The 21,326-nt window shown below is 47.0% G+C and carries 30 protein-coding genes and 1 tRNA gene; all 31 read left to right on the top strand.

Annotation, left to right across the window (positions count from 1 at the left end):
* Positions 1–30 precede the first annotated feature (30 nt).
* The 31 genes from HMPREF9439_RS04785 to HMPREF9439_RS04930 all read left to right on the top strand — a co-directional run bounded on the left by HMPREF9439_RS04785 (position 31) and on the right by HMPREF9439_RS04930 (position 21,128).
* On the top strand, positions 31–504 hold the full coding sequence (locus HMPREF9439_RS04785; protein ID WP_008811607.1) for a hypothetical protein: 474 nt from the start codon (positions 31–33) through the stop codon (positions 502–504).
* 4 nt (positions 505–508) lie between these two features.
* Positions 509–937, top strand: a complete 429-nt coding sequence (locus tag HMPREF9439_RS04790) for a DUF4054 domain-containing protein (protein ID WP_008863946.1) — start codon at positions 509–511, stop codon at positions 935–937.
* A gap of 2 nt (positions 938–939) precedes the next feature.
* A complete protein-coding gene (locus HMPREF9439_RS04795; protein ID WP_244862388.1) occupies positions 940–1,530 on the top strand; it encodes a hypothetical protein in 591 nt (196 codons plus the stop codon).
* Positions 1,530–2,012: a hypothetical protein gene (locus HMPREF9439_RS04800; protein ID WP_008863948.1), complete on the top strand. Its 483-nt coding sequence runs from the start codon at positions 1,530–1,532 to the stop codon at positions 2,010–2,012. The genes HMPREF9439_RS04795 and HMPREF9439_RS04800 overlap by 1 nt, the downstream gene beginning before the upstream one ends.
* Complete coding sequence (locus tag HMPREF9439_RS04805) at positions 1,957–2,529, top strand: phage neck terminator protein (protein WP_087941993.1); 573 nt, start codon at positions 1,957–1,959, stop codon at positions 2,527–2,529. The genes HMPREF9439_RS04800 and HMPREF9439_RS04805 overlap by 56 nt, the downstream gene beginning before the upstream one ends.
* On the top strand, positions 2,526–3,440 hold the full coding sequence (locus HMPREF9439_RS04810; protein WP_008863950.1) for an LPD3 domain-containing protein: 915 nt from the start codon (positions 2,526–2,528) through the stop codon (positions 3,438–3,440). The genes HMPREF9439_RS04805 and HMPREF9439_RS04810 overlap by 4 nt, the downstream gene beginning before the upstream one ends.
* A gap of 71 nt (positions 3,441–3,511) precedes the next feature.
* Positions 3,512–3,661 carry a hypothetical protein gene (locus HMPREF9439_RS13290; RefSeq protein ID WP_008863951.1) on the top strand — a complete coding sequence of 50 codons (150 nt, stop codon included), beginning with the start codon at positions 3,512–3,514 and terminating at the stop codon, positions 3,659–3,661.
* Between the two features lie 83 nt (positions 3,662–3,744).
* Complete coding sequence (locus tag HMPREF9439_RS04815; protein WP_008863952.1) at positions 3,745–5,241, top strand: DUF3383 family protein; 1,497 nt, start codon at positions 3,745–3,747, stop codon at positions 5,239–5,241.
* Positions 5,242–5,304: 63 nt separating this feature from the next.
* Complete coding sequence (locus HMPREF9439_RS04820; RefSeq protein WP_008863953.1) at positions 5,305–5,739, top strand: phage tail fiber protein; 435 nt, start codon at positions 5,305–5,307, stop codon at positions 5,737–5,739.
* 3 nt (positions 5,740–5,742) lie between these two features.
* Positions 5,743–6,141 carry a phage tail assembly chaperone gene (locus HMPREF9439_RS04825; protein WP_008863954.1) on the top strand — a complete coding sequence of 133 codons (399 nt, stop codon included), beginning with the start codon at positions 5,743–5,745 and terminating at the stop codon, positions 6,139–6,141.
* A gap of 195 nt (positions 6,142–6,336) precedes the next feature.
* Entirely contained in the window at positions 6,337–8,061 is a 1,725-nt protein-coding gene (locus HMPREF9439_RS04830) for a phage tail tape measure protein (RefSeq protein WP_008863955.1), read from the top strand.
* Positions 8,062–8,595 (top strand): phage baseplate protein, encoded by a 534-nt coding sequence (locus tag HMPREF9439_RS04835; protein WP_008863956.1) that lies wholly within the window; start codon positions 8,062–8,064, stop codon positions 8,593–8,595.
* Positions 8,592–8,909, top strand: coding sequence for a phage baseplate plug family protein (locus HMPREF9439_RS13615; RefSeq protein ID WP_425311395.1), 318 nt, complete (start codon positions 8,592–8,594; stop codon positions 8,907–8,909). The genes HMPREF9439_RS04835 and HMPREF9439_RS13615 overlap by 4 nt, the downstream gene beginning before the upstream one ends.
* On the top strand, positions 8,884–9,762 hold the full coding sequence (locus HMPREF9439_RS04845; RefSeq protein WP_008863958.1) for a baseplate hub protein: 879 nt from the start codon (positions 8,884–8,886) through the stop codon (positions 9,760–9,762). The genes HMPREF9439_RS13615 and HMPREF9439_RS04845 overlap by 26 nt, the downstream gene beginning before the upstream one ends.
* Before the next feature lie 5 nt (positions 9,763–9,767).
* Positions 9,768–10,478 carry a phage baseplate assembly protein gene (locus HMPREF9439_RS04850; protein ID WP_008863959.1) on the top strand — a complete coding sequence of 237 codons (711 nt, stop codon included), beginning with the start codon at positions 9,768–9,770 and terminating at the stop codon, positions 10,476–10,478.
* A gap of 16 nt (positions 10,479–10,494) precedes the next feature.
* Positions 10,495–10,866 (top strand): contractile injection system sheath initiator, encoded by a 372-nt coding sequence (locus HMPREF9439_RS04855; protein ID WP_008863960.1) that lies wholly within the window; start codon positions 10,495–10,497, stop codon positions 10,864–10,866.
* Positions 10,867–11,015: 149 nt separating this feature from the next.
* Complete coding sequence (locus HMPREF9439_RS04860) at positions 11,016–12,086, top strand: baseplate J/gp47 family protein (RefSeq protein WP_244862389.1); 1,071 nt, start codon at positions 11,016–11,018, stop codon at positions 12,084–12,086.
* Between the two features lie 2 nt (positions 12,087–12,088).
* A complete protein-coding gene (locus tag HMPREF9439_RS04865) occupies positions 12,089–12,718 on the top strand; it encodes a baseplate wedge 1 family protein (RefSeq protein WP_008863962.1) in 630 nt (209 codons plus the stop codon).
* A complete protein-coding gene (locus HMPREF9439_RS04870; protein WP_008863963.1) occupies positions 12,715–13,758 on the top strand; it encodes a hypothetical protein in 1,044 nt (347 codons plus the stop codon). Before HMPREF9439_RS04865 ends, HMPREF9439_RS04870 begins: the two co-directional genes overlap by 4 nt.
* Positions 13,759–13,764: 6 nt before the next feature.
* Positions 13,765–14,766 (top strand): alanine-zipper protein, encoded by a 1,002-nt coding sequence (locus tag HMPREF9439_RS04875; protein ID WP_008863964.1) that lies wholly within the window; start codon positions 13,765–13,767, stop codon positions 14,764–14,766.
* A gap of 20 nt (positions 14,767–14,786) precedes the next feature.
* Positions 14,787–15,401, top strand: a complete 615-nt coding sequence (locus HMPREF9439_RS04880; protein ID WP_008863965.1) for a phage tail assembly chaperone — start codon at positions 14,787–14,789, stop codon at positions 15,399–15,401.
* Positions 15,402–15,836: 435 nt separating this feature from the next.
* Entirely contained in the window at positions 15,837–16,613 is a 777-nt protein-coding gene (locus HMPREF9439_RS04885; protein WP_008863966.1) for a hypothetical protein, read from the top strand.
* Entirely contained in the window at positions 16,607–17,419 is an 813-nt protein-coding gene (locus tag HMPREF9439_RS13185) for a hypothetical protein (RefSeq protein WP_008863967.1), read from the top strand. The genes HMPREF9439_RS04885 and HMPREF9439_RS13185 overlap by 7 nt, the downstream gene beginning before the upstream one ends.
* Positions 17,413–17,784, top strand: a complete 372-nt coding sequence (locus HMPREF9439_RS04895) for a hypothetical protein (RefSeq protein ID WP_008863968.1) — start codon at positions 17,413–17,415, stop codon at positions 17,782–17,784. Before HMPREF9439_RS13185 ends, HMPREF9439_RS04895 begins: the two co-directional genes overlap by 7 nt.
* 36 nt (positions 17,785–17,820) lie before the next feature.
* Positions 17,821–18,180 carry a hypothetical protein gene (locus tag HMPREF9439_RS04900; protein ID WP_008863969.1) on the top strand — a complete coding sequence of 120 codons (360 nt, stop codon included), beginning with the start codon at positions 17,821–17,823 and terminating at the stop codon, positions 18,178–18,180.
* 499 nt (positions 18,181–18,679) lie between these two features.
* On the top strand, positions 18,680–19,165 hold the full coding sequence (locus HMPREF9439_RS04910) for a phage holin family protein (RefSeq protein ID WP_008863971.1): 486 nt from the start codon (positions 18,680–18,682) through the stop codon (positions 19,163–19,165).
* Positions 19,158–19,655 carry a lysozyme gene (locus HMPREF9439_RS04915; RefSeq protein ID WP_008863972.1) on the top strand — a complete coding sequence of 166 codons (498 nt, stop codon included), beginning with the start codon at positions 19,158–19,160 and terminating at the stop codon, positions 19,653–19,655. Before HMPREF9439_RS04910 ends, HMPREF9439_RS04915 begins: the two co-directional genes overlap by 8 nt.
* The gene (locus HMPREF9439_RS04920) at positions 19,655–20,035 is read left to right on the top strand and encodes a hypothetical protein (RefSeq protein WP_008863973.1); all 381 of its coding nucleotides are present in this window, start codon (positions 19,655–19,657) and stop codon (positions 20,033–20,035) included. Before HMPREF9439_RS04915 ends, HMPREF9439_RS04920 begins: the two co-directional genes overlap by 1 nt.
* A 24-nt stretch (positions 20,036–20,059) precedes the next feature.
* Positions 20,060–20,536, top strand: coding sequence for a DUF1643 domain-containing protein (locus tag HMPREF9439_RS04925; protein ID WP_008863974.1), 477 nt, complete (start codon positions 20,060–20,062; stop codon positions 20,534–20,536).
* Positions 20,537–20,547: 11 nt separating this feature from the next.
* Positions 20,548–20,721, top strand: a complete 174-nt coding sequence (nrdD, locus tag HMPREF9439_RS13190) for an anaerobic ribonucleoside-triphosphate reductase (RefSeq protein ID WP_157645833.1) — start codon at positions 20,548–20,550, stop codon at positions 20,719–20,721.
* A gap of 320 nt (positions 20,722–21,041) precedes the next feature.
* Positions 21,042–21,128 (top strand) — tRNA-Leu (locus HMPREF9439_RS04930).
* Positions 21,129–21,326 lie beyond the last annotated feature (198 nt).

Consider the following 21,326-nt stretch of genomic DNA (forward strand, 5'->3'; position numbering starts at 1 on the left):
CTCGGGCCTCTTTCTTAGGAGATTGAAATAATGGCTCGTACAAACACAACTCAGAAAGCAACATCCGGAAAGGTTGTCGCAGACAATTTCAGCAATACCCAGAAGAAGAGCACTGCTAAAACTCAGTCCACGGTGATCATTGCTTGCACTCTGGCACACGGCCTCAAATTTGATGATGTGCCGAATGGCAATGGCGGAACAAAAACGATCGTTTTTCCGGGCGTAAATGATTCGCTTAGAGGAAAACGTGACGGGATCCTGCTGGGCAAGGGAAACTCTGTCGCATTCCAGATCGATAAAGAGGACTGGGAAAACATCAAGCGCATGCATGGTCAGGAGGCTGTATTCACAGGCGTGAATGGCGGTATTCCGTGCCTGCTTGAGATGAAATCAGTTCAAGAATTCAGAGGCCGAGAGGACGAATTAAAAGAAGCGTCTCACGGGCTCAATCCGATCGATCCTGAATCGGTCAACGTTGAAGAAGTTAAGAACGAAGAAGGTTAACAAAATGGCTGTCGTCGTCTTTGATCCTGAAAAATTTCGAATCCTTCATCCTGCGTTTTCTGATGAAGTCAAATTCCCAGACGATACTCTGCAGTTCTACTTTGATTTGGCGGTGGAGTTCGTAGGAAATACGGACGCCGACAGCTTTGCTCCTTACGATCCGGATAACAAGATCTATACGAGGGAGCGACTCCTTGATCTTGTAACCTGCCACCTGCTGACACTTAGCCAGCAACCGAATGGTCAAGTTGGCAGGATTGCTAGTGCTACGCAGGGAAGTGTGAGTACTAGCTTTGACCTTCTGAAAACGAATACTTTTGTCGGAGATTGGTGGGCTCAAACCCAATGCGGCGCCATGTACTGGACGCTGACTGCCAAATACCGAATCGGCGGCAGAGTTTATCCCGGAAATAATTATCACCCGTGGGGATGACGATGGGCATCAACATCACATCTAACAATGCGTTCAAAAAGCTGGCAGACAAACTTAAAGCTGAAAAAAATAAGAAGCTTGAAGTTGGAGTCATGATCCCTGATGTGGCGACCTATGCTATGTACTTAGAGTACGGTTGGGTGCAAAGGGTATCAGGGAAGCAAAATGCGTATTTATCGGGGATATTAGACCTGCCAATCCATGATAAGGATGGAAATTACATCCAAAATTTTGGGACGTTGCATCTTCCGGCGCGCCCATTCATGAGAGATACCTACGCTAAAAGGCGATCAGATTGGACTGCAAAATTCAAATCAAGGTTTCTCAAGACCTTCGATATTCAGCATTCCCTTGGAATTATGGGCCAAATGGCGACGGACGATATTAAGGAAACTATTCGAAATGCAGGTATCCCAGCAGGTTCCTTCGAAAAACGGTCCAAACTCACGATGGCTTTACTGGAAGCTCGCGGAGAAATGGACAAGGCCAAAAAATCTAAAGGAAAAGGCCTTCTCCCTAACAACGTGATGACCACAAAGCCTCTGACGCTGAGTGGCGTCCTCCAGAGCTCCATAACTTGGAAGGTTTCCTAATGTCTCTCAACCTACACGCAATTGTCCGCCAGGCAATTAACGCCAACTATGCTGACGAAAAATTCAAGCTGTATCGATCGGTCGGCCAAAAGAATGTAGGAGGAATCGTCCAAGCGTATTACGCACCGCCTGAAGAGATTCAGGGGAATTTTCAAAGCGAAGGCGATAGCGCTCTTGACCATGCCAACTTAGCCGGACAGAACACCATCATCCGGCGCCTGTACCTCTACGCATCGAGCGACCAGAAGCAGCGGCCTTGGGCAATCTATAGGCCATTAGCGAGGTCGGGAGATTATGTCGAAGATTCCAAAGGAGGCCAGTGGTTGATCACTGCGGTGATCGAAGATTTTTCGGACGCAGGTTGGGAGGCGGTCCGCTGCACATTCCAAACCACGCCTCAGAAGCTGAACATCGTAGAGGAAGAAGATGAAAGCACAAAATCTGACCCCGAACATCCGGACAGCGATCCAAGAATTTCTTGAGATATTTGCAGTTCCGGAGGTGGCGCCGGAAAACATTTTCTACGGCAATCAGAACAATCTGGCATTGCCTCCTGAGGGGAACGATTACGTCATCTATTCCTACATCTCCAGCGTTCGACACGGGACGAGTGCCGAGGACTGGGAGCAGGACCAAAACGATGACAACGTTTATCTCTCAACGACTACAGAGGTTTTGGTTCAGGTCGATTGCTACGCATCGACTTTAAACGGCTCGGACGGCATGAATGCGATGCTGAGAGCTCAGGCATTGGAGACTGTATGCAGGTCTCAAGTCGGCGTGCAGTTTTTCGTTGATAGAGGAATCAGCCTGCTTCATGCAGACGATCCGAGAGACACAACCATCGTCGGAGACTCCGATAACTATGTCCGAAGATCAACGCTGATGATTCACCTCAGCATGCAGAGCCAGATAAAGGTTTCGATGGGATTCTTTAGTGCGGTTGATGTTGACCTGAAAAACGTTGATGTGAGCTACCCGCCGAAGGAAAAGGAATGAACGAGCAACTTGCTTTCAAACTTGGGCGTGCATTCAAGCTAGGAGTGATGTACGGCTTGGGTAGGACCTATGCAGATCTTGGAAAAGCAAGGGATGCAGAAAAAGATCCGGAAGATTGGATAACGTCACACGGAACCCATATTCCTGTTGGAAAGTCAGGAAAGTTAGAAGGGAAAGTAGGGAAAAAGATTGAGAGGCAAGCTGAACAATCTAATCAGGAAAAGAATAACCAACAGAAGAGACCTAAACAGCCAACGTTTCCAAAGTCAGAGAAAAACCTTTTAGAAGAGCCTCCATCTAAAGACACAACAAGTTATGTGCGAAAGGCTCAAGGTAATTTAAATAAGGCAATCACAAACTATTACGACAATGAATTGCGTGGAGGAACAGTTCCAACAGTAGTTGAGCTAAATGGAAAAGAAACTCCTGCTGTTGTGACCTTTTCTAGCGAGGCAAGAAGCGAATTTAAAAAGTTTCAGCCAAACTTAAAAGACATACTAAACGCCCTTCCTTACGTGCCAGAAGTAATAGAAAGCGGAGACTATCCCGGAAGAAGGGAAGAGCCAAACCACGGTAAGCAAGTGGCGTTCCATACCAAGATGAAAACCTTCAACATAAACGGGAAAGAGAAAACAATCTTTGTCGATATTGGAGAAACGAAATATGGAACGTTACATCCCTACAGTGTAAACACTAATGGGGTAGAGAGTTTTGAAAGTAAAAAGAGAAGATTTGAGACTGCAATGAAGAGGAAAAAAGAAAAGGCCGGAGACGCTGCGCTATTACCATCCTCTAAGGATTCCGTGATGATTTTACACGGGTCACAGTCTTTGCTTCGACCTGTAAGAGGGAGACTACCTCAAGAAGATGAGGCAGTCAAGATGTCAGTCCTAAGAATAAGAATTTTATGAAAAAAAATAGCCCCGATCAGTTGGTAGCTGAGCGGGGTTTGAGTTAACTGATTGCAAGGGAATCAGTCAATATGAACATTTTACACGACTTAGCGGAGGCCCTAACCATGGTCACTGCCGTTCCTTTGTATGCAGCTCTTCCCGTTTACCTAATAGGTTACGGACTCGCAGTTTGGGTGATTGCGAAAGCGATTAAGGCTGTAAAGGATATTTTCAAATAAATGAGTTCCTGGCGTGGCCTATAGCCACCCCATAAAAAATTATCGTCGGCGCCTTCTGGCGCTTTTTTATTTTGAGGAAAAACATGTCAATCAATGCATCGCGACTCGTTTCTATCACTCCGAGAGTGATAAGCGCAGGGAGCGCCGATCTTGAAACAAATGGTCTGCTGCTGACCCAGAATGCTCTGATTCCTGCAGATTCTCCGGCACTTGAATTTGTGACTGCTGCCGCTGTCGGGAACTATTTTGGTGCCGAGTCTCCTGAGGCTGATTTTGCTAATCAGTACTTCTCCGGCGTGAACAATCAGCAGAAGTCTATCAATCGTCTCTTTGTGGCCCGCAGAATCAATGCAGATGCCGCCGCTTGGATTAAGTCTGCTCCAATTACGGCTCAACTTTCTGAACTGACAGCCATTAAGACCGGTTCTCTGACGATTTCGGTTAACGGCACGGAAAAAGAAGTCGTGAACCTCGACTTCTCCACGGCTAAGTCTTTCAGTGACGTTGCAACTGAGCTGGCCTCTGCTGTGGGAGCGGTTTCCGGCGCCTTTAACTCTGATCAAAATGCCATCATCCTGACCACCACAGAGACAGGCGATACAGCTTCAATTTCCTTCGCGACAAAAGCGACCACAGGGACGGATGTATCTGCATTACTCGGCTTGACGGAGGATTCCGGCGCCGTACTCTCTCAAGGTTCTGATGCCCTGACTCCGGCTCAGAATATGAACCTTGTCACTTCTGTTTCTCGCAACTGGGTCGGATTCACAACGCTTTATGCGACAGAGGTGGTTGAGGCTTCCGCTTTAGCGGCTTGGGCCGACATTGATGATGACTACGTGTACTTTGATTGGTCCACAGACACAAAGATGCTGAATCAATCTACCCAGTCCACAACGAAAGCCGCCCAATTAGCTGAAAGTAATTACAACTGTTTGGCGATGGTTTACGGTACCGCTCAGGATGCCGCGGCCTTCCTTGCAGTTGGCGCTTCTATTGATTGGTCCGCTATCCAAGGCATTAAGACGTGGTTCGCAAAATCGGCTTCCGGAATTAAGGCTTCCGTTCTCAGTGACGAAGTTGCTGAAGCCTTGGATGATCTCAAGGTCAATTACGTGGGCGCATTCGCAACACGTAATGCTGAGTTTGATTTCATCAACCGAGGCTGTCTGCTTTCCGGTATTTATCAGTGGATCGATGCCCTCTACGGCATGATTTGGTTCAAGGCACGCATCCAGCGTCAGATCATGGACGGGTTCGCGGCTATCAATCGCGCTCCCTATAACGCCACCGGATTTGCTTATATCGAGGCATGGTTGCTCGATCCCATCAACGATGCCAAGCGTAATGGCGTAATTGATACAGGACTGGCTCTGTCCAACTCGCAGGTTCAGCAGTTGCTGACGGAAACCAACAATCCGACGATTAAGCAAGACCTCTACTCTAAAGGCTATTGGTATTTGATTGAGGCTCCTTCCGCAAATGTGAGAACCCAAAGAGGAAGTCCGAGACTTGGATTATTTTTCACCTACGCCGGCAGTGTCCAACGAATCGAAATGCCACTGACCGCTGTCATGTAATCGAATTTCACAACCGCAAAGACCCGTCGTGAGGCGGGTTTTTCATTTAGGAATGAATAAAAAATGAAACCGAAATTAGACATCACATCAGCCAATGCGTCAGCAGTGATGACGATTGAAGAGCTGTATCCGAACGGTCTGAAGCTGGAAAGATTCTCCACAGATGCGGCTATCGTTGCTGATTCCCAGCAGGTTGCCGAGACCCGTATGGGCGTAGATGGCTTTATGGCAGCGGGCGTTACTCCGAACATCTACCCTGTAACGATCACACTTGAAGCAAACTCTCCGACTGCGACAGCATTCACTACGCTTTACGAAGCAATGAGCGCCAACAAACAGCTCTATGTTTGCAATCTGACAGTCAAGATCCCGTCTATCGGCAAGACCTACCAGTTCTCAAATGGTGTGCTGCAGACGGCAAATCCGATGCCGGCACTGAATAAAGTTCTGGCGCCGACAACTTGGGTATTCCACTTCGAATCCATGGAGCGTATCTAAAAAATGAAGGAACCAAAAGTTATCAAATTGGAAGACGGCGGTAATCAGCTGACCTTCAAGATTTATCCGTTTCCTGCAACTAAAGCTGAAGATCTGATGATCCGAATTGCTTTGATGACGGGCAAGAACCTCGATATTGAGAGCGAAATGGGATACAGAGACGTGATCAAAGCGCTTGTAAGTGTTCCTCATGTAGAAGCTAAGGCTCTTTTAGACGAGCTGCTTTCCGAGGTCTACAAGGTGGATGGTAAGAGCGAGATCAAATTCTCCTTCGATGACGCAGACGGTTATATCTCCAGTCCGTTGACCATTCTCAAACTCAGAATCGAGAGCTTCAAGGCGAACTTCGGTTTTTTTCCCGACTTGATACGCCAGTTCTCCCCCGCCGTGCAGAATTCTTAGCCGATTGTGCCAAGGTTAGAGGCGTAGCAGTCACAACTCAGCTATCGCCTCTGATCTCTCGTTTAATCAACGGCGGCATGGCGTCCTTGGTCGAGCTTCAGACACAACTAACGCTGGAAGATGCCTACGCATTAGACGAGGCACTTTTGATTAAGAACTACAACTCGTGGGTGGCGCAAAAGAGCGCTTAAGAACATGGCTCAAAAGACCGACTCTTTAGTAATTGACGTATCCGTCAACTCGAATGACGTAGTTAAATTCTTCGAGCTAATGTCTGAGAAGCTGAATCAGTTGCTCGGATTTGCTCAGGAGGCAGGCGCAAAGCTTGACGCTCTGGGAGAAGGCTCTGACGGTATCAGAGAGGTCTCTTCTTCAATAAATGAGGCTGGACAAAACGCCAAGAAAACCTCTAAAGATTTAGAGAACGTTGGAACGAGCGGTAAGAAAGCAGGGAAGGATGTTTCAAAGGCTTCAAAGGATGCCTCGAAATCTCTTTCTCAGCTGGATTCAATGGCGAAACAAGTCTTTTCCGCCATTAAGAGTTACGCTGCTCCGCTGGCCGCTATGTTTGGTGCCAAATTCATGTTTGGCAATTACATAGATGAAGGCGCAAAGCTTGACGACTTCTCTAAAAAGGTCCGGATGAATGTGTCCGAGATTGATGCATGGCGAAAAGCGAACGTAGCAGCAGGCGGAAGCGCCGAGGCATTCACTCAGGCCATGCAAGCGTTTACTGAGCGCACCGGAGCAAGCGGAGAAGTTTTCCTTCGTATGGGAAAACAGCTCAATGGCATGACCGGCGCCCAAGCAAACTACGCTCTGAAATACCTCGGACTGACCCGCGAAAGCGCGGCTGTTTTTCTGCAAAACAATAAGCAGATGGGAGAGCTGGTAGAGACATATCGAAAACTCGCTTTAACGCCTAAGGATGCAGAGAATGCCAGACGCTTCAAAATTTCGTGGCAAGTGACCGGAATGGCGATTCAAAGTATCGGTAATGGAATTGCGAAATTTTTCCTTCCGTACATTGAGAAGGCCGTCAAGGTTTTCGGCGACGCCTCTTTGTTTATTGGAGAGCATAGCCAATTTATCAAAATTGCGTTAACCAGTATTGCTACAGCAGCGGCATTGGCGTTTGGGCCTAAATCTGCCCTCATGATGGCGGGCAAGCTGCTCGGTCTTCTAGCCAGTCCGATTGGTCTTCTTATTGCAGGAGTTCTCCTGCTTGCCGGGGCTATCGATGACTTAATTGTCTTCGCCAAAGGCGGACCGAGCGTATTTGAAGATTTCCTGAAATCTGTAGGCTATACGGACGATCAGATCAAAGGAATCCGCAAGTCGTTTCAGGACGCTTGGAAGTCAATCTCAGACCTTTTAGACAAACTTTCACCGCTCAAAGACATGTTCCTGCAGGCCTTCGGGGACGTGGTTGTAGCGGCGATTACGGCTGTCGTAGGGTTTATCGGAGATTTGGCTAAAGATATCGCGAACCTGATAAATACCATCCCAAAGATGAAGGATAACTTCATTAAGGCGTGGGAGGACATTGAATCCGGATGCAAAAGAATTTTCAAATGGTTGGAAGACAAAATGAAGTTTTTCACCGATTGGAAATTACCTGACTGGGCTTCTAAATCGATTGGCACAGTGGGCGGATGGTTTGGCTTTGGTGACGATAAGAAGGCTCCGATTAAAGCACCTCCGGGAGCTCAGGCCGGCGCCGCCGCTTCGATTGTTCCTAGGGCTTCCTCTTCTGTTATCAACGCGCCGATGAAAACGGATGTCAGCATTACGATTCAGGGTAACGCCGATCCTAAAGCCGTACATGACGCCGCCTACCGTGCGGTAATGGAAGGTCAGGGCGATTATGAGGATATGCTCCAGAATGCGGCCAGTGGATATCGTCAAGGTGGTGGTTAAATGGCTAGTCTAAACTCTGTAATGTCCATGGGCTGGGCGGTAGTTGGCAACAACCTTCTGCCATTCGTTCCGTACACTTCTATTGGCGCAGTTGATGCAGATAAATCTTCAAGGGTTCCGACAGAGCCTATTGAAAATGGTCAGCTGGCTGCATTCAACATTGTGCGGGAACCTGAACGGGTGAACGTGGAGTTTTTGTTTAACGGTAATTACGCCATTCAGGTTTTGGCCCTTGCCATGCTTGATAGGCGATTGAACAGTACCGACACCTGCACGATATTTAGCCCCGCCAAAATTTGGCGAAACATGGCGCTCGATCACTATGATTTTTCCCGAACTCAAACGACGGGCGCCTCAATGCTCAACGTTCACGCTTCGTTTGTTGAAATTGTCTCTGTAAACCTAAGCCAGCAAAAAACCTCGTACTCGCCCAAGCGTGCAACTTCGGCCAATAAGGTGAACACAGGGCAAGCTCAAGTAAAACCAGGGATTGCTAAGGATATTACGGATCGGATTAGAGGATGGAAAAAATGAACCAAATCGTTATAAGTGCTCTTCCGTTCCAAGAGTTCTCATGTGTTCTTGACGGTCAAAACTGCGTTATCCGGTTACGACAAGTTGCCGAATACCTCTTTTGTGACCTGATGGTTGAGGGTGTCCAGATATTCGCTGGGCGCCGATGTTGTGTAGGCACCGACATCAATTGTTATCCGACGCCTCTATTTTCGGGGCGTTTGTTTTTTGTCGATACCTTAGGGAACTCGGACCCTCAATACGAGGGGCTCAATTCGCGATGGATATTGATTTACGAGGAGGCAGGAAATGCCGTCACTACTGCCGGAAATTGATAAAAACACAACGTACACGCAAAAAGAGGTAGCTGTAACTATCACGCTGGACGGTCAAGAGGCGGTCACGTTTCAGGGATTTGCCGTTAAGTGTACGGTCGACAAGTCCGGATGTCCTGCATTTCCTAAGGCTCAGGTAGAACTTAAAGGGCTGTCGTTAACCACGATGGAGCGGCTGACCCATTTAGGTTTTAAGTCATTTTCGTTGAAGCGAAACAAAATCAATGTTTCTGCCGGAGAGAAGGGAAAAACTCTGTCGGTTATCTTCAAGGGCGAAATAATTAACGCCTGGGCGGATTTCAATGCTGCTCCTTCTCCGACTTTTAAGATCGAAGCTAATTGCGGACTATTTCCCGCACTGATTCCTCAGCCGCCAATTTCTGTTAACGGAAATCAAACGGTCGCAGGCTTAATTGACCAGATCTCAAAAGAGATCGGCTACACACTTGAGAATAACGACATCACAGCTTCAATCAAGGACTGCATCATTGAAGGCGATCCGGTTACGAAAATGAGACGAATTGCCGGAGCAGTGGGGGCCAATCTGATTTTTGACGATGACAAGGTGGTGCTCGTTGAAAAACACGGAATCCGGAAGACTCAGGGATCTATTCCCTTGATTAACGCAATGAATGGGATGATCGGGTATCCGACATTTTCCAATAACGGAATCAACGTCACAACGTTCTTTAGGCCGGATCTGCGGATCGGAGCAAATTTCAAATTAGAGACGATAGTCCCAAGAGCATCCGGAACTTGGAAGATCACGGGGCTTCGACATGAGCTCAGTGCAAACGATCCTGGTGCTCAGGCGTGGAAAACGAGCATTACAGCAATCTATCCGAGGTGGTGAGGTCGATGAGTAATCAAGAATTCAGTGCAAACTATGATGATTTTGCAGGCTCTAATCCCATAAATGCCCTAGAGTTTTTCGTAAAGTCGATCCTTTCTAAGACGGTTTATACGGCATTTCCAGTCACGGTAACGGCAGTCAAGAGGACAGGCACAGAAGCCGGCGCCGGTTACGTTACGGCCAAGCCCTTGCTAAAGCCTATGAATGTACAGGCTCAAGGGATTGAAGTAACGACGATTCCTAAATTGCCGTACTTTCGACTGCAGCATGGTACTGCCGCTATCGTCTGTGATCCAAAAGTAGGCGATGTTGGCTTGGCTGTTGTTGCAAAACACGATATTTCAAATGTGAACGGAGACAACACGTCCAAGGTTCCGGCGACATTTAGAGAGTTCGATCCCTCTGATTCTTTCTACATTGGTGGATTCTGGGGGAAAGCTCCGGAAGTCTTCATTCATTTAGAAGACGAAGGAACTATCAAAATTAAAGCTCCGACAAAGATCACGATTGAATCCCCAGAGTGTGAGGTCAATGCAAGCACCAGTTTCACAGTCAACTCTGCTCAGATCAATTTGAACGGACCAATTTCCGGCGGTGGTTCTGGCGGCGCTGACGCAACATTCAGTGGCGATGTTAAAGCGAAGGGTATCAGCTTGACTGAGCACGTTCATTCTGGCGTGGAAAGCGGGAATTCAAGCACCGGCGCCCCGCAGTAAACGAGGAAGTTAGATCATGCCGCATACAGCAAAAACAGCTCTTCTGAATCCTCAGTCGTGGGATCTTCAGCTGACGAAAGAAGGGAACATCCTTTTAACGTCCGGGGCTTTGGCCATAGCTCAGAACTTGGCTAATGAGATTCGGTTGTGGACCAACGATGCTTACTTCCAGCAGGCCAACGGCATTGCATGGAAAGAAGCCCAACTCGCCAAAAAGTTGGATTCATCCGTTCTGGCTCAGTTGATTCATGAGGCAGGGAATAGAGTCGATGGGGTGAGATCTGTTGATTCTGTGGATATTACCGAGTTCGATGAGGAAACGAGAACTCTTCACGGAGAAATCACGATCACGACTGAACAGGACGAAACAGTTTCTTTTGTGTTCTAAAAATTATGGCTCAAATCATTTTTAATCCACTTGTCGGCGTTGAACTTCCGAGTACGCAAGAGATTCGGTCTGACCTAGGCTCCCGGATACAGCAGGCGTTTCAAACATCGCCGACTGATCCGCTTTTGAACATCGAGCCCAGCTCACCAATGGGACAGGTCCTTGATCTGATCGTGGCCGAAATCGAGGCTAAAAACTCTGAGATTCTTTTCTTGTCGAATATGGTCAATCCTGATCTCGCAACAGGGAAGTTCTTAGATGCACTAGCGGCGCTTTACGGTTTAGACCGCAAAATCTCCGAGCCTACGGTGGTCAATTGTGTGCTCACGGGTCTGAAGGGGACGGTTATTCCCTATGGTGCGATCGCACAAGATTCTCTTGGCAACCAGTACAGGCATTCGGCCGCAGCAGGTGCGCGAATCGGAGACACCGGAAGCGTCACAACAACCTTTACTGCTATTGAACACGGCCCGCTAGAAGTAGCAGCGGGAGCAGTAAACAGAATCGTCACAACGATTGCCGGATGGGACACTATTAACAATCCTGCCGCGGGTGTTGTTGGACGCGATGAGGAAACAGACGCAGAACTTAGAAACCGAATGGTAGAAAGTTATGCGGTCAATGCTACCGGGTATGTCGAAGCGATTGAAGCAAACCTAGCGGCGCTTGAAGGCGTTCTCGATGTCAGAGTTTTAGAGAATCCGACGAATGCGGTTATCACGCAGTTCGGCGTAAGCATCAATCCTCATTCCATCTTGGTCGCAATTGTGGGCGGGGAGGATGAGCAGATCGCCCAAACAATCTATCAGCGAAAGGACGCAGGGTGCGGGACTACCGGAACCTATCAGGTTTCCTTCACAGACTCTAGGTTCTACAACGCAACTTACGTCTACAACATTGTCAGACCGCAGAACCAAGCCCTTAATGTTAAGATCGAATTCTTTGCTACATCAATGAATCCGACCGAGAAAAACAACGTCATTCAGGCTGTGATCAATGACGTTCTTGGACAAGGTTCGAATGACCGTGTTTCGTTGGCGTCGACTGTCTACGCCTCTCGGTTCTATGCCGCAATTCAGTCAGCTACAGCCGTTCCGGTTGCATCCATTCAAGTAGCTCTGGGATCCGGAGCCTTCGGATCCAGTGTCCAGATCCCTGCGAATGTGGAGCCCACGATTCAAGAATCGGATGTGTCTCTGGTGTTTCAAACAGGAGGCTAAGGATGGCAGATTCTGCAACTTGGCGGAACATTTTGAGTGTTGAGGATTTTCGAAAACTCTCAAATGTCCGATCGTTGATTTCTATTGCACTCCAGTCGCAGTATTCGCATTCAGAGCGGTACAGGCAATTAGGATTACTTTTCAATGCCGAAATAGACGCGTCTCCTCAACTGGACGCGTTTTTTAATTTCATATTGAACCCTGATACAGCCTCCGGGGTTTGGCTGGATTGGTGGGGGAAGCGCGTAGGCGTGAATCGTAACCTCGTTGTTGACGGTCAGGACACTCGGCTGGATGATGAGTTTTTCCGGTTCCTGATTTTTTATCGAGCCGTCGTAAACGTCTCGAACTCTACGGCTGAAACCATTAATTCTTTGCTTACTCGGTTGATAGGCCTGCCGGCATTTGTCACCGACTACCAGGATATGACGATAACGATTCGCATTGTTGGAGATCCCTCTGCTGTCCAAATCGCCATTTTGCAAAACTACGGATTGTTAAACAGGCCTGCTGGGGTTTTGGCAAATGTGGAGACGGTCGTTCCAAACAATCTGGTATTCGGATTCTTCGGATCCAATTTATTGCCCTTTAATCAAGGTGTCTTCAATCCCTCAAAGGTCATTGAGATATGAGTAATTATCCAAAGTATCAATTAAGCGCGGCTATCGCCCAGGACGGAGAAATTACCATTCCTCCGTTAACTTCAGAAGAAGCTGGTTTAGGACGACTCTCTCAGCAAATAGGTTGGGGACGAGAAAATGCTATTCCCATCGAACAAGGCGGCATTCCTCCGTTTAAATCGGACTTCAATGGCGTCTTTTTCTTGCTTTCTCAATTTTTGCTGTGGTATCAACAGGGCGGGATTATGAATTATTCCGCTCTCTTGGACTACGAAGTTGGGAACGAGGTTATGCAGAATGGGACTAAGTACCGCTGCATCCAAGCCAACGGACCATCAACCACAAAGGTGGCGCCTGGAACTAACAGAGCAGTTTGGAAAAATATCGACATTACCGTTCCAGCCGGCGCCGTAGTTCCGTTTCATAACGTGACATTAGGTGGAAGTGATGGGAGACGCCCAGTTTTTTGGGGTACTACTCAAGCCGACGAAGGTTGGATCCTTTGTGATGGCCAGAGTGACGGGAAGAATGGTGTAACTCCAAACTTGATTGGAAAATTTATAAAAGGCTCTTTACCAAAAGATTCGGGCACAACTGGCGGTGCTTCAACTATTGAGATTCCAGATTTGACCGTTAACGGCACAGTTGGTGCTACTGCGCTGACGGCCGCACAGATGCCAGCACATTCTCATTCAGGTAGCACATCTCCTGCAGGTGCTCATACCCACACAAGAGGTTCAATGAACATCACCGGACAAATTTCCGCCAACTGGTTGAGCGTGATTGGTAACGGTCCTCTTGTTTACGTAGGCGATCATCCCGGATGCTCCGATGGTCGTCAAAATGGTCGAGGTGTTTTCAATATCGATGCGTCCAGAACTTGGACGGGAGAAACATCTTCTAACGGCTCTCATCAGCATGGATTGAGTATCGGTTCTACTGGTGGAAGTCAAACGCACACGCACACCTTAACAGCTAACGCAAAGATCACAGGCGTTACCAATGAGCCGCCTTTTTACACGCTCGCTTATTTCTTGCGCTTGCCGGAGTAATTGATCATGGCAGATTCGAAATTCCAATTTCATTACACGCCGACAGGAACCGGAGTTATCAGCGGCCCCGAAGTTCTTCAGCAGACGGAAGACGCCATTAACGATGTTGGCGCGTACGCAGACCAAGCCTCTGACAATTCCGAAGAAGCTCTATCGATCGCTAAGGAAGCTCGGCAAACAGCACAGACAGCAAATTCAACTTCTTCGAATGCATTAGCGGAAGCGAATGCTGCAAATGAAAAAGTTGAGACTTTGAAGCAAGTAGTCGACGATTGGGATGCAGATATACAGACTGCTATTGCTCAATCTAAGAGTGCGGTCGATGCTTCCACGGTGGCAGTTACAACAGCGAACTCGGCACAAACTTCGGCTTCAGCGGCTCAGACTGCCGCTCAAGGTTCAGCTGCTAGTGCCCAAACAGCGGCTAACAATGCGGCCCAATCTCTGCAAACTGCTCAGGCGGCGCAACAGGCAGCAGAAACGGCCCAGAGCAATGCTGAAACCGCACAAACGGCGGCAACAACCGCCCAGACTGCTGCGCAGACTGCGGAAGCGAAAGCTTTAGAGGCGGCGGCAAGTGCCTATGCTGTCAGAGTAATCAATCAAGCGCTCCAAGTTTCGGCCACTATTCAAATCTCGGATTTGAAGCCTCAAGGCAACATTAAAGCTGGTGACACCGTAGTCGGAACAGATGGAAGAATGTTCACGATTGCGTCTGTGGACACATCTGCCGGGACAGCTCTTTTATCTGCGGACTACACGGATTTAACGCCGAGTGTCTCATACGAGGCGGCTCAAGCCCTTACAGAGACGCAACAGACCACTGCGCGGTCGAATATCAACTTTACAGCCGGTGCGGAATCTTGGGCTGAAACTTATTTCAATGGTCACGTTGATGACTACCTGTGTCCGATTCTCGAAGAACTGATCCTTGAAAACGGTGGTACCCAGCAAGAAATTGATGATGCCAAAAACTCTGCTGAGTCAGAAACACCATCGACAAATTAAACAATTCCGAAGGATAAACAATGAAGACCTTAGAACAAGTTAGGCAGGAAATGCTTGCCAAGGCAATGAGCCAGCCGCTGGCAAAATACTCACTGAAAGACTCAGACGGAAAAGTTGTGGTGTCTTCCAATTCTCCTGGTCAGCATGCCTTTACAGACCCGAAGGATGAGGCTTTTGCCAAGAGTCATTACAAGCTCTCTGAAAAATTCAAAAGAGACGATGGCACCATAATCAATTTCTGGAAAATGGAGCCAAGTCCTAAAGGTTATTTTCAGAGCGCTGACGGGAATTTCTATCTATCGGCAGAGCTCCCGGAATTGGATGACGAATTTGTCCAAGATCGTTACGAACAAGAGGTGAGAGGTGAGCGCAATGCTCGAATCTCTGACACTGACAAGTACGTCCAGCTTCCGGATATTACGGTTCAGTCTGCGGCCAGATCGAAGAGAGCTCAATTAACAGAAAGTGATCGTCAGGCTTTATTGGATTACCGCCAAGCGCTCAAAGACCTTCCGGATCAGCAAGGATTCCCGTTTGTCGACTACCCGGAATTTCCGGAGGCTTTGGCCTATGAATTGGAACAGGCAGTTAATGCCCGAAACTCTATGAGACAAGGAGGTTTTTTCCATGCTTAAAGAATTAGCCAGTTTGCTGTGCAGTTTATTTGTACCACGTAGATCTGTAAACGGCGGGGGGGGGTAATAGATTAATATATGGTTCTGAAGCCGATAGATTGTCGCTACCGAATTGGAGTAATCCTGTAATTATTTCTTTACCAGATGGCGACGGAGATACTCAAAACTATGTTGCTCCATATGCTTGTTTCGTGGTTCTTAGAGTGAACGATAGTTATCCTCCAGGTACAACTACTTCTTACAGTTTGATAGAAATCGCGAGTGTTTTTGTCACTCTTGTCAGGTCATATCGATACAACAACGCTGTCAATTGTTTCTTAAAAAAAGGAGATGTCGTTACTTTTCAATGGTCAGGAACAGGGGTTCGAGCGATTGTTTATCCACTAAATTTACCGAATTAACACGGGGCGTTTAAGCCCCGGAAAAGGAGCTTAAATGCTAAAACAGTTACTACAATTACTATTGAATACAAGGACTACACCGAGCGAAGCGGCTCACAATGCTGCTCCGGGAAGAATAGACATAGGTATTTCAGGTCAGGAATACATTTGTCCCGCCGATGGTTTTGTTACCGCTTCAGCTAATGCGAAGAATGTTGGTGGTTTTGATATGCAACTTTTTCGCAACGGTCTATCAGTTCAAGGCGGCCCGCAGGAAGTTTCTGTGCCTGCATGGACCCAGGCGGCGATGATTCCAGTCGCTAAAGGGGATACAGTTAACATATCTTTGTATAACCAAAACAGTTGGCAGTGGAGATTTATATCCTCAATCGGAATGGGGGGGGGTAAATTTGTTGAACTTCTTTATGGAGGTTCAGTATGCTTAAGAGCCTTATCCAATTATTTGCAGAGAGGTTTCTGCAAAATAAATATCCAGACATCGCTTATCAATGTGGACCGAGCACTACAGCTCAAAATCAATCAATTGCCGGAGGGGGACAACAAAATCTCATTGCCCCCTTTAGCGGTTGGGCAGTGTTTCAGATTGGCGGAGCCAATGAAGTTAGCAACAATTGGTTCAGACTGGAAAACTCCACAAGAAAGACTTGCTACTTATCAAACGCGTCTTCTTCTTGGAAGTGGGCTTCAATTCCAATCCAAAAAGGCGACACCATCATCGTTGATCTTGGTACTTACTCAAGCACTGGAAATCTTGTCTTCGTTCGTAACGAATCGTCTAAATAATTTTGCATCCGGAGGTGCAGCATGTTAAAAAACTTGTTAGCTCTCCTCTTAGCAAAGTTTTATAGCAAGGAAGAATCAGGTCTTGTGGCACGTCAGGCGATGCCCTCAGACCAACCTGTAAATATCGCTTCAAAAACTACTATAAGTTCATGGGGAACGATAGCCACGTTCACGGCTCCTGGAGATGGTTATGTGACATTCCATGGTCGTTCTATGGCAGGAGGCGCTGCTCAGATTGCTTCTCTACCGCTGGAAAATAATCCGACGGTTATTACGGCAACTCAAGATAATTATCAAGGAATGGCTTGCAACCTTCCAGTTCAAAAAGGTAAAACGGTGGAGATTTACGGGTCCAACATCGAAAACATTGTTGTAACTTTCAACCGCTTAATCGGGGGGGGGTATAATAGAAACACTTTTTTCTCTTTTGGAAAAGGAGAAAAGCTATGCTTAAAGCCATTATCCAACTTTTCTCAGAAAGTTTCCTCAAGAGCAAATCAGATTGGGTTGGCGGCCAAGTTCTTCCGAAGTCAAGAATCTCTCTCGACACTTCCATTAAAACGTACACAGCGCCGAGCGATGGGTGGATTGTCTTCTGGGGACTTCCTGCCGACGTTTTGGAGGCTAATGTCACAAGCGGAGGATCTGTGCTCTTATCCAGTTCTGTGCCGAAATACGAAAGCCAAGGGTTTGCAGTTTCTGTTTATCTCCCGGTCGCTAAGGGACAGAAAGTCAACCTGCTGGGAAACGAAGCCCCAAACATTCTGCAATGTTGGTTTGCTCCAACCGCTGGCTCTTCGTAACCTTCTTTCCACAGGAGGCAAATTATGTTGAAACAGTATTTGAGCCTCCTGCTTTCAAAGTTCTATTCCAAACAGGAATCAGGCGAAGTTGCAAAGCAGTCTTACCCGTCCACCGCTGCTACCACAATTCAATTAACTCCTAGTGACGGTGTTACAAACAAGGAAATGAGCTACACACCGCCGAGCGACGGTTACATAGTGCTGAGAGATCAAGGCCTCCCTCAAAGATCCTCCTATCTTATTTCAGGACAATATGCCGAGGGAGTAGCCCGTGGCGACAACATTCTCTTTGACTTTCTAATGATGACACCTGTTTTAAAAGGTGTCCCTGTAACGATTAGATATTGTGGTAAAGATTCAGTAGCCCAATTCATTAAGAATATTGGGGGGGGGTAGAAAGATTATCCGCCTTACTCTGCAAGGAGGTGTCCTGTGTCGCTTAAGTCATTGGTACAGCTCTTTGCGGAAAAATTCTTGCAAAGTAAGAAAGGGTGGGTTGCAGACCAATCAACAATTTCTCTTCAAGATTCTACTCAACTATCTGTTATTACAGATGGAAAAAGTCACCCATTTACGATGCCGTACACAGGGGTCGTTAACCTCAGAGGTTATGGAGTTTGGTTTACCGATATTGGAGGGTTCAACCTTATCAATCTTGGGCCGTCTGCGAATGGGAACCTTTCTATTTGGGCTTACGCCAAAAAAGGTCAAGAACTCACCTACGCAATTGGGCAATCAAACCAGTTCTCTGCTGCCTATATTCGTATATACAAAGTCGAAGGTAACAATTGATTTGATGTTTGGAGGTGCGTCATGTTAAAAGCGCTCTTCCAACAAGTTCTCTTAGCTTTCCGGGGTAGCCATAAGTCTGTGCCTTTTATGGACAACTATCAGGCTACAACGCTTACCTACACTAGGAGCGGGAATGGTATCCAACCTCTGGGTTCTTATACAGCTCCGGCGGACGGCTTGTTTATATGTCAAATAGAACTACCTACGACTGACAAAGCTACGGCCTATGTTCAGGTTGACAATCTCGATTCCAATCAAACCTGTTGCTACAACTGGGGTTGGCCGGTTTTGACTCTTCCTATCGCTAAAGGGAAAGCGATTGACATAAAACTTGTTGCTACTTTACAGGACGGAACAGTTATAAAAACTTACGTGAGATTTTATCCATACAAAGGTTCCACTTAATTTATCTGCCCCTCCTCGCGAGGGGCTTTCTTTTTTATCTAAATATCGGAGGAAACATGCATCTACAAAATCGACGACATAGGGAGATTGAGAGATGTGGGATCAATTTTTAAGTCGTCTGAATAGTTTTGATCCCGGAGTTCTCAAGAGTTTCTTTTTAACTATTGCCGGATGTTTTACTTCCCTTATCAGCAGTCTCATGGGGGAGCATCAAAACCTCTTCTACTGGTTGTTTGGATTTGTGGTCTTCGACTACCTGAGCGGGATCGTAGCCGCTGCCAGAACCGGAACATGGTCAAGCAGAGTAGGGCTCAAAGGCCTTATCCGGAAATTCATCATCCTCTTGGTAGCCATCGGATTCCACGGGGTTGATCAGATATTCAATGAACCATGGATTGGGGCCTGGGCAATTGGTGCTCTTTCTTTGAATGAATTGATTTCAATCCTCGAAAACGTTGAGAAGGCTGGGTTTGGTCAGATCATTCCTCAACGCGTAAGAGACATGTTGGAAACCGTCCAAACGGAACATGAAAAACGCATCAAAGAAAAAGTCCATTTAGGAGAAAGTCAAAATGAATGAGGAAAAATTACCGTTTTCGCAATGGAATCCGCTTATTGCAGAAGATTTTGTGAAGAAGTGGGAAGGTCTGCGATTGAAAGCTTATCGATGTCCGGGAGGAGTTCTTACTATTGGCTATGGACACACAAAAGGCGTGAAACCAGGCCAGTCAATCTCAAGACAAGAAGCAGAGAAATTGCTTCGCGATGACTTGATTGAGCACGCCGAGGGCTTAGCTCCTTACGTTACTTGCAAACTGACCGCAGGACAGTACATCGCATTATTAGATTTGGCATTTAACTTGGGTGTGAGCGCAGTTGCCAAATCTAAGACCCTCGGATATTTGAATTCCGGGAAACTCGACTTGGCAAAAGAGGGATTCCGATCCTTTGCAAAGAAGAAAATCAGAGATAGGAACGGCAATCTGGTTAAGGATGAGCACGGAAAACAGATGTACGAAATCCTCCCAGGGCTGATGAATCGCCGAGAAGATGAGGTGAAATTGATGTGATGAATCCTTTTGAATTGGTAAAGATGGGCGCCGGCGCTTTGTTAGTTGCTGGCGCTTATGTTTTCGGTCTTCACAATGGTCAGAATTCTGAGCAGTTGAAAATTGCTCAAGCTCAAATCTCAGAACTCACAGCTACGGTCAAAAATTATGAGACACAATACAAAAATCAGGCTATCGCTCTCGCCGAGATGCGTGCTGCTGAATCTAACGCTCGCGCTGACTCTGACCGCTTGCGCTCCCGCATCACCAGTCTTGAAAAAAGAGCCAAGAGCGCTGCCGATCGAGACACAGTTCGATGTCTTGAGTTGGGAGCAGAGTGTCGACGATTACTGCAAGAGGTTCGAGGACCTATTGAATACTGTCGAAAAGCGCTACAGTAGCAAGTAAACCCAGAAGGAGGAGAAATGTCTGATATTAAAAAATCTGCTGAAATTTCACCGGACGGTCTGTATCGTTACTCCCTAGAACGCACATGGGACGAGGACAAACCGACAGTCCTTTTTGTTTGTCTTAATCCCTCCACTGCCGATGCTGTAGAAGATGATGCGACTGTCCGCCGTATGATCAATTTTGCCCGTCAATTTGGAGGCGGCCGGCTTTTAGTTGGGAATCTCTTTGCCTTCAGATCGAAAAATCGCAATGACTTGTACACAGCGAAGGATCCAGTAGGACCTGAGAATGATGAGCACTTGAGAAGGATGATTGAAGCGGCTGATATTGTTATTGCCGCATGGGGAAACTATGGCAGCTATTTAGATCGCAGTTCCCAGTTCAAAGAAACATTCAAGGGCTACGACATTAAATGTTTGGCATTGAACCAGACTGGGGAACCGACGCACCCGCTTTACGTAGCTGATGGCACCAAGCTTCAAGATCTTTAGGAGGACAAATTATGACCAGCGATTTAGAACAATATGGGATTAAGAATAGCGAGCGCACTAGATGCGAAATTTGGACTCGTGTGATGGGTTACCATCGTCCGATTTCTTCTTTCAACATCGGAAAGCAGGGAGAAGTGGCCGAGCGCAAATATTTTGACGAGAAGAAGTGCAGCTGTCGCAAATAAATTTGCTCTTTCGGCTTTTATGCAACAACCGAAAATTTCCGTTAAAACCCTCAAAAATTTCCGTTTTACATCCATATAACGGAAATCTAACGGAACCGTTAAAGTTATCTGATTGAATATTATTGATAATGTGGTGCTATTCCCGGGCACCAGATTTATTCCTGAGACCTCGCAGATTCGCGAGGTTTTCTTTTTGCCCTTCGCATTCTCCGGGACCGATAAATTGAAATCGAAGCTCATTTGAAATAATTTATTACAAATAGAGTCTATATAGGTGTTGCAAAAATCGAATCTTATAGGTAAAATTTCATTTCTCTGTTGCCCGGGTGGCGAAATTGGTAGACGCACTAGCTTCAGGTGCTAGCGCCTTCACGGGCGTGCTGGTTCGAGTCCAGTCCCGGGCACCAGACCTAATTCTTAAGACCTCGTAGATTTGCGGGGTTTTTCTTTGTCCCAAAAATCCCTAGAACTATCCGAGCCTTCATTTCATTAGCGGGTTGCGTGGTTAGTTTAAATTCTCACTTTCAATTCTATTTGCGCGACCTAAAGCGCTCGATGCTTCCGTTCTTTCTAACTGATATTTTGCGTTTTTCAGTGATCTAGCC

Origin of the sequence: Parasutterella excrementihominis YIT 11859 (genome assembly GCF_000205025.1) — a bacterium.
Classification (GTDB): Bacteria; Pseudomonadota; Gammaproteobacteria; order Burkholderiales; family Burkholderiaceae_F; genus Parasutterella; species Parasutterella excrementihominis.

Bases quoted from the DNA above. Each gene is read 5' to 3' on its own strand.
- nrdD (WP_157645833.1), top strand. From the start codon at position 20,548: ATGACCAGCGATTTAGAACAATATGGGATTAAGAATAGCGAGCGCACT.
- HMPREF9439_RS04830 (WP_008863955.1), top strand. From the start codon at position 6,337: ATGGCTCAAAAGACCGACTCTTTAGTAATTGACGTATCCGTCAACTCG.
- HMPREF9439_RS04850 (WP_008863959.1), top strand. From the start codon at position 9,768: ATGAGTAATCAAGAATTCAGTGCAAACTATGATGATTTTGCAGGCTCT.
- HMPREF9439_RS04810 (WP_008863950.1), top strand. From the start codon at position 2,526: ATGAACGAGCAACTTGCTTTCAAACTTGGGCGTGCATTCAAGCTAGGA.
- HMPREF9439_RS04895 (WP_008863968.1), top strand. From the start codon at position 17,413: ATGTTGAAACAGTATTTGAGCCTCCTGCTTTCAAAGTTCTATTCCAAA.
- HMPREF9439_RS04915 (WP_008863972.1), top strand. From the start codon at position 19,158: ATGAATGAGGAAAAATTACCGTTTTCGCAATGGAATCCGCTTATTGCA.
- HMPREF9439_RS04820 (WP_008863953.1), top strand. From the start codon at position 5,305: ATGAAACCGAAATTAGACATCACATCAGCCAATGCGTCAGCAGTGATG.
- HMPREF9439_RS04785 (WP_008811607.1), top strand. From the start codon at position 31: ATGGCTCGTACAAACACAACTCAGAAAGCAACATCCGGAAAGGTTGTC.
- HMPREF9439_RS04880 (WP_008863965.1), top strand. From the start codon at position 14,787: ATGAAGACCTTAGAACAAGTTAGGCAGGAAATGCTTGCCAAGGCAATG.
- HMPREF9439_RS04865 (WP_008863962.1), top strand. From the start codon at position 12,089: ATGGCAGATTCTGCAACTTGGCGGAACATTTTGAGTGTTGAGGATTTT.
- HMPREF9439_RS13615 (WP_425311395.1), top strand. From the start codon at position 8,592: ATGAACCAAATCGTTATAAGTGCTCTTCCGTTCCAAGAGTTCTCATGT.
- HMPREF9439_RS04805 (WP_087941993.1), top strand. From the start codon at position 1,957: ATGAAAGCACAAAATCTGACCCCGAACATCCGGACAGCGATCCAAGAA.
- HMPREF9439_RS04835 (WP_008863956.1), top strand. From the start codon at position 8,062: ATGGCTAGTCTAAACTCTGTAATGTCCATGGGCTGGGCGGTAGTTGGC.
- HMPREF9439_RS04910 (WP_008863971.1), top strand. From the start codon at position 18,680: ATGTGGGATCAATTTTTAAGTCGTCTGAATAGTTTTGATCCCGGAGTT.
- HMPREF9439_RS04925 (WP_008863974.1), top strand. From the start codon at position 20,060: ATGTCTGATATTAAAAAATCTGCTGAAATTTCACCGGACGGTCTGTAT.
- HMPREF9439_RS04855 (WP_008863960.1), top strand. From the start codon at position 10,495: ATGCCGCATACAGCAAAAACAGCTCTTCTGAATCCTCAGTCGTGGGAT.
- HMPREF9439_RS04790 (WP_008863946.1), top strand. From the start codon at position 509: ATGGCTGTCGTCGTCTTTGATCCTGAAAAATTTCGAATCCTTCATCCT.
- HMPREF9439_RS04825 (WP_008863954.1), top strand. From the start codon at position 5,743: ATGAAGGAACCAAAAGTTATCAAATTGGAAGACGGCGGTAATCAGCTG.
- HMPREF9439_RS04885 (WP_008863966.1), top strand. From the start codon at position 15,837: ATGCTAAAACAGTTACTACAATTACTATTGAATACAAGGACTACACCG.
- HMPREF9439_RS13290 (WP_008863951.1), top strand. From the start codon at position 3,512: ATGAACATTTTACACGACTTAGCGGAGGCCCTAACCATGGTCACTGCC.
- HMPREF9439_RS04800 (WP_008863948.1), top strand. From the start codon at position 1,530: ATGTCTCTCAACCTACACGCAATTGTCCGCCAGGCAATTAACGCCAAC.
- HMPREF9439_RS04845 (WP_008863958.1), top strand. From the start codon at position 8,884: ATGCCGTCACTACTGCCGGAAATTGATAAAAACACAACGTACACGCAA.
- HMPREF9439_RS04860 (WP_244862389.1), top strand. From the start codon at position 11,016: ATGGGACAGGTCCTTGATCTGATCGTGGCCGAAATCGAGGCTAAAAAC.
- HMPREF9439_RS04875 (WP_008863964.1), top strand. From the start codon at position 13,765: ATGGCAGATTCGAAATTCCAATTTCATTACACGCCGACAGGAACCGGA.
- HMPREF9439_RS04920 (WP_008863973.1), top strand. From the start codon at position 19,655: ATGAATCCTTTTGAATTGGTAAAGATGGGCGCCGGCGCTTTGTTAGTT.
- HMPREF9439_RS13185 (WP_008863967.1), top strand. From the start codon at position 16,607: ATGTTAAAAAACTTGTTAGCTCTCCTCTTAGCAAAGTTTTATAGCAAG.
- HMPREF9439_RS04815 (WP_008863952.1), top strand. From the start codon at position 3,745: ATGTCAATCAATGCATCGCGACTCGTTTCTATCACTCCGAGAGTGATA.
- HMPREF9439_RS04870 (WP_008863963.1), top strand. From the start codon at position 12,715: ATGAGTAATTATCCAAAGTATCAATTAAGCGCGGCTATCGCCCAGGAC.
- HMPREF9439_RS04795 (WP_244862388.1), top strand. From the start codon at position 940: ATGGGCATCAACATCACATCTAACAATGCGTTCAAAAAGCTGGCAGAC.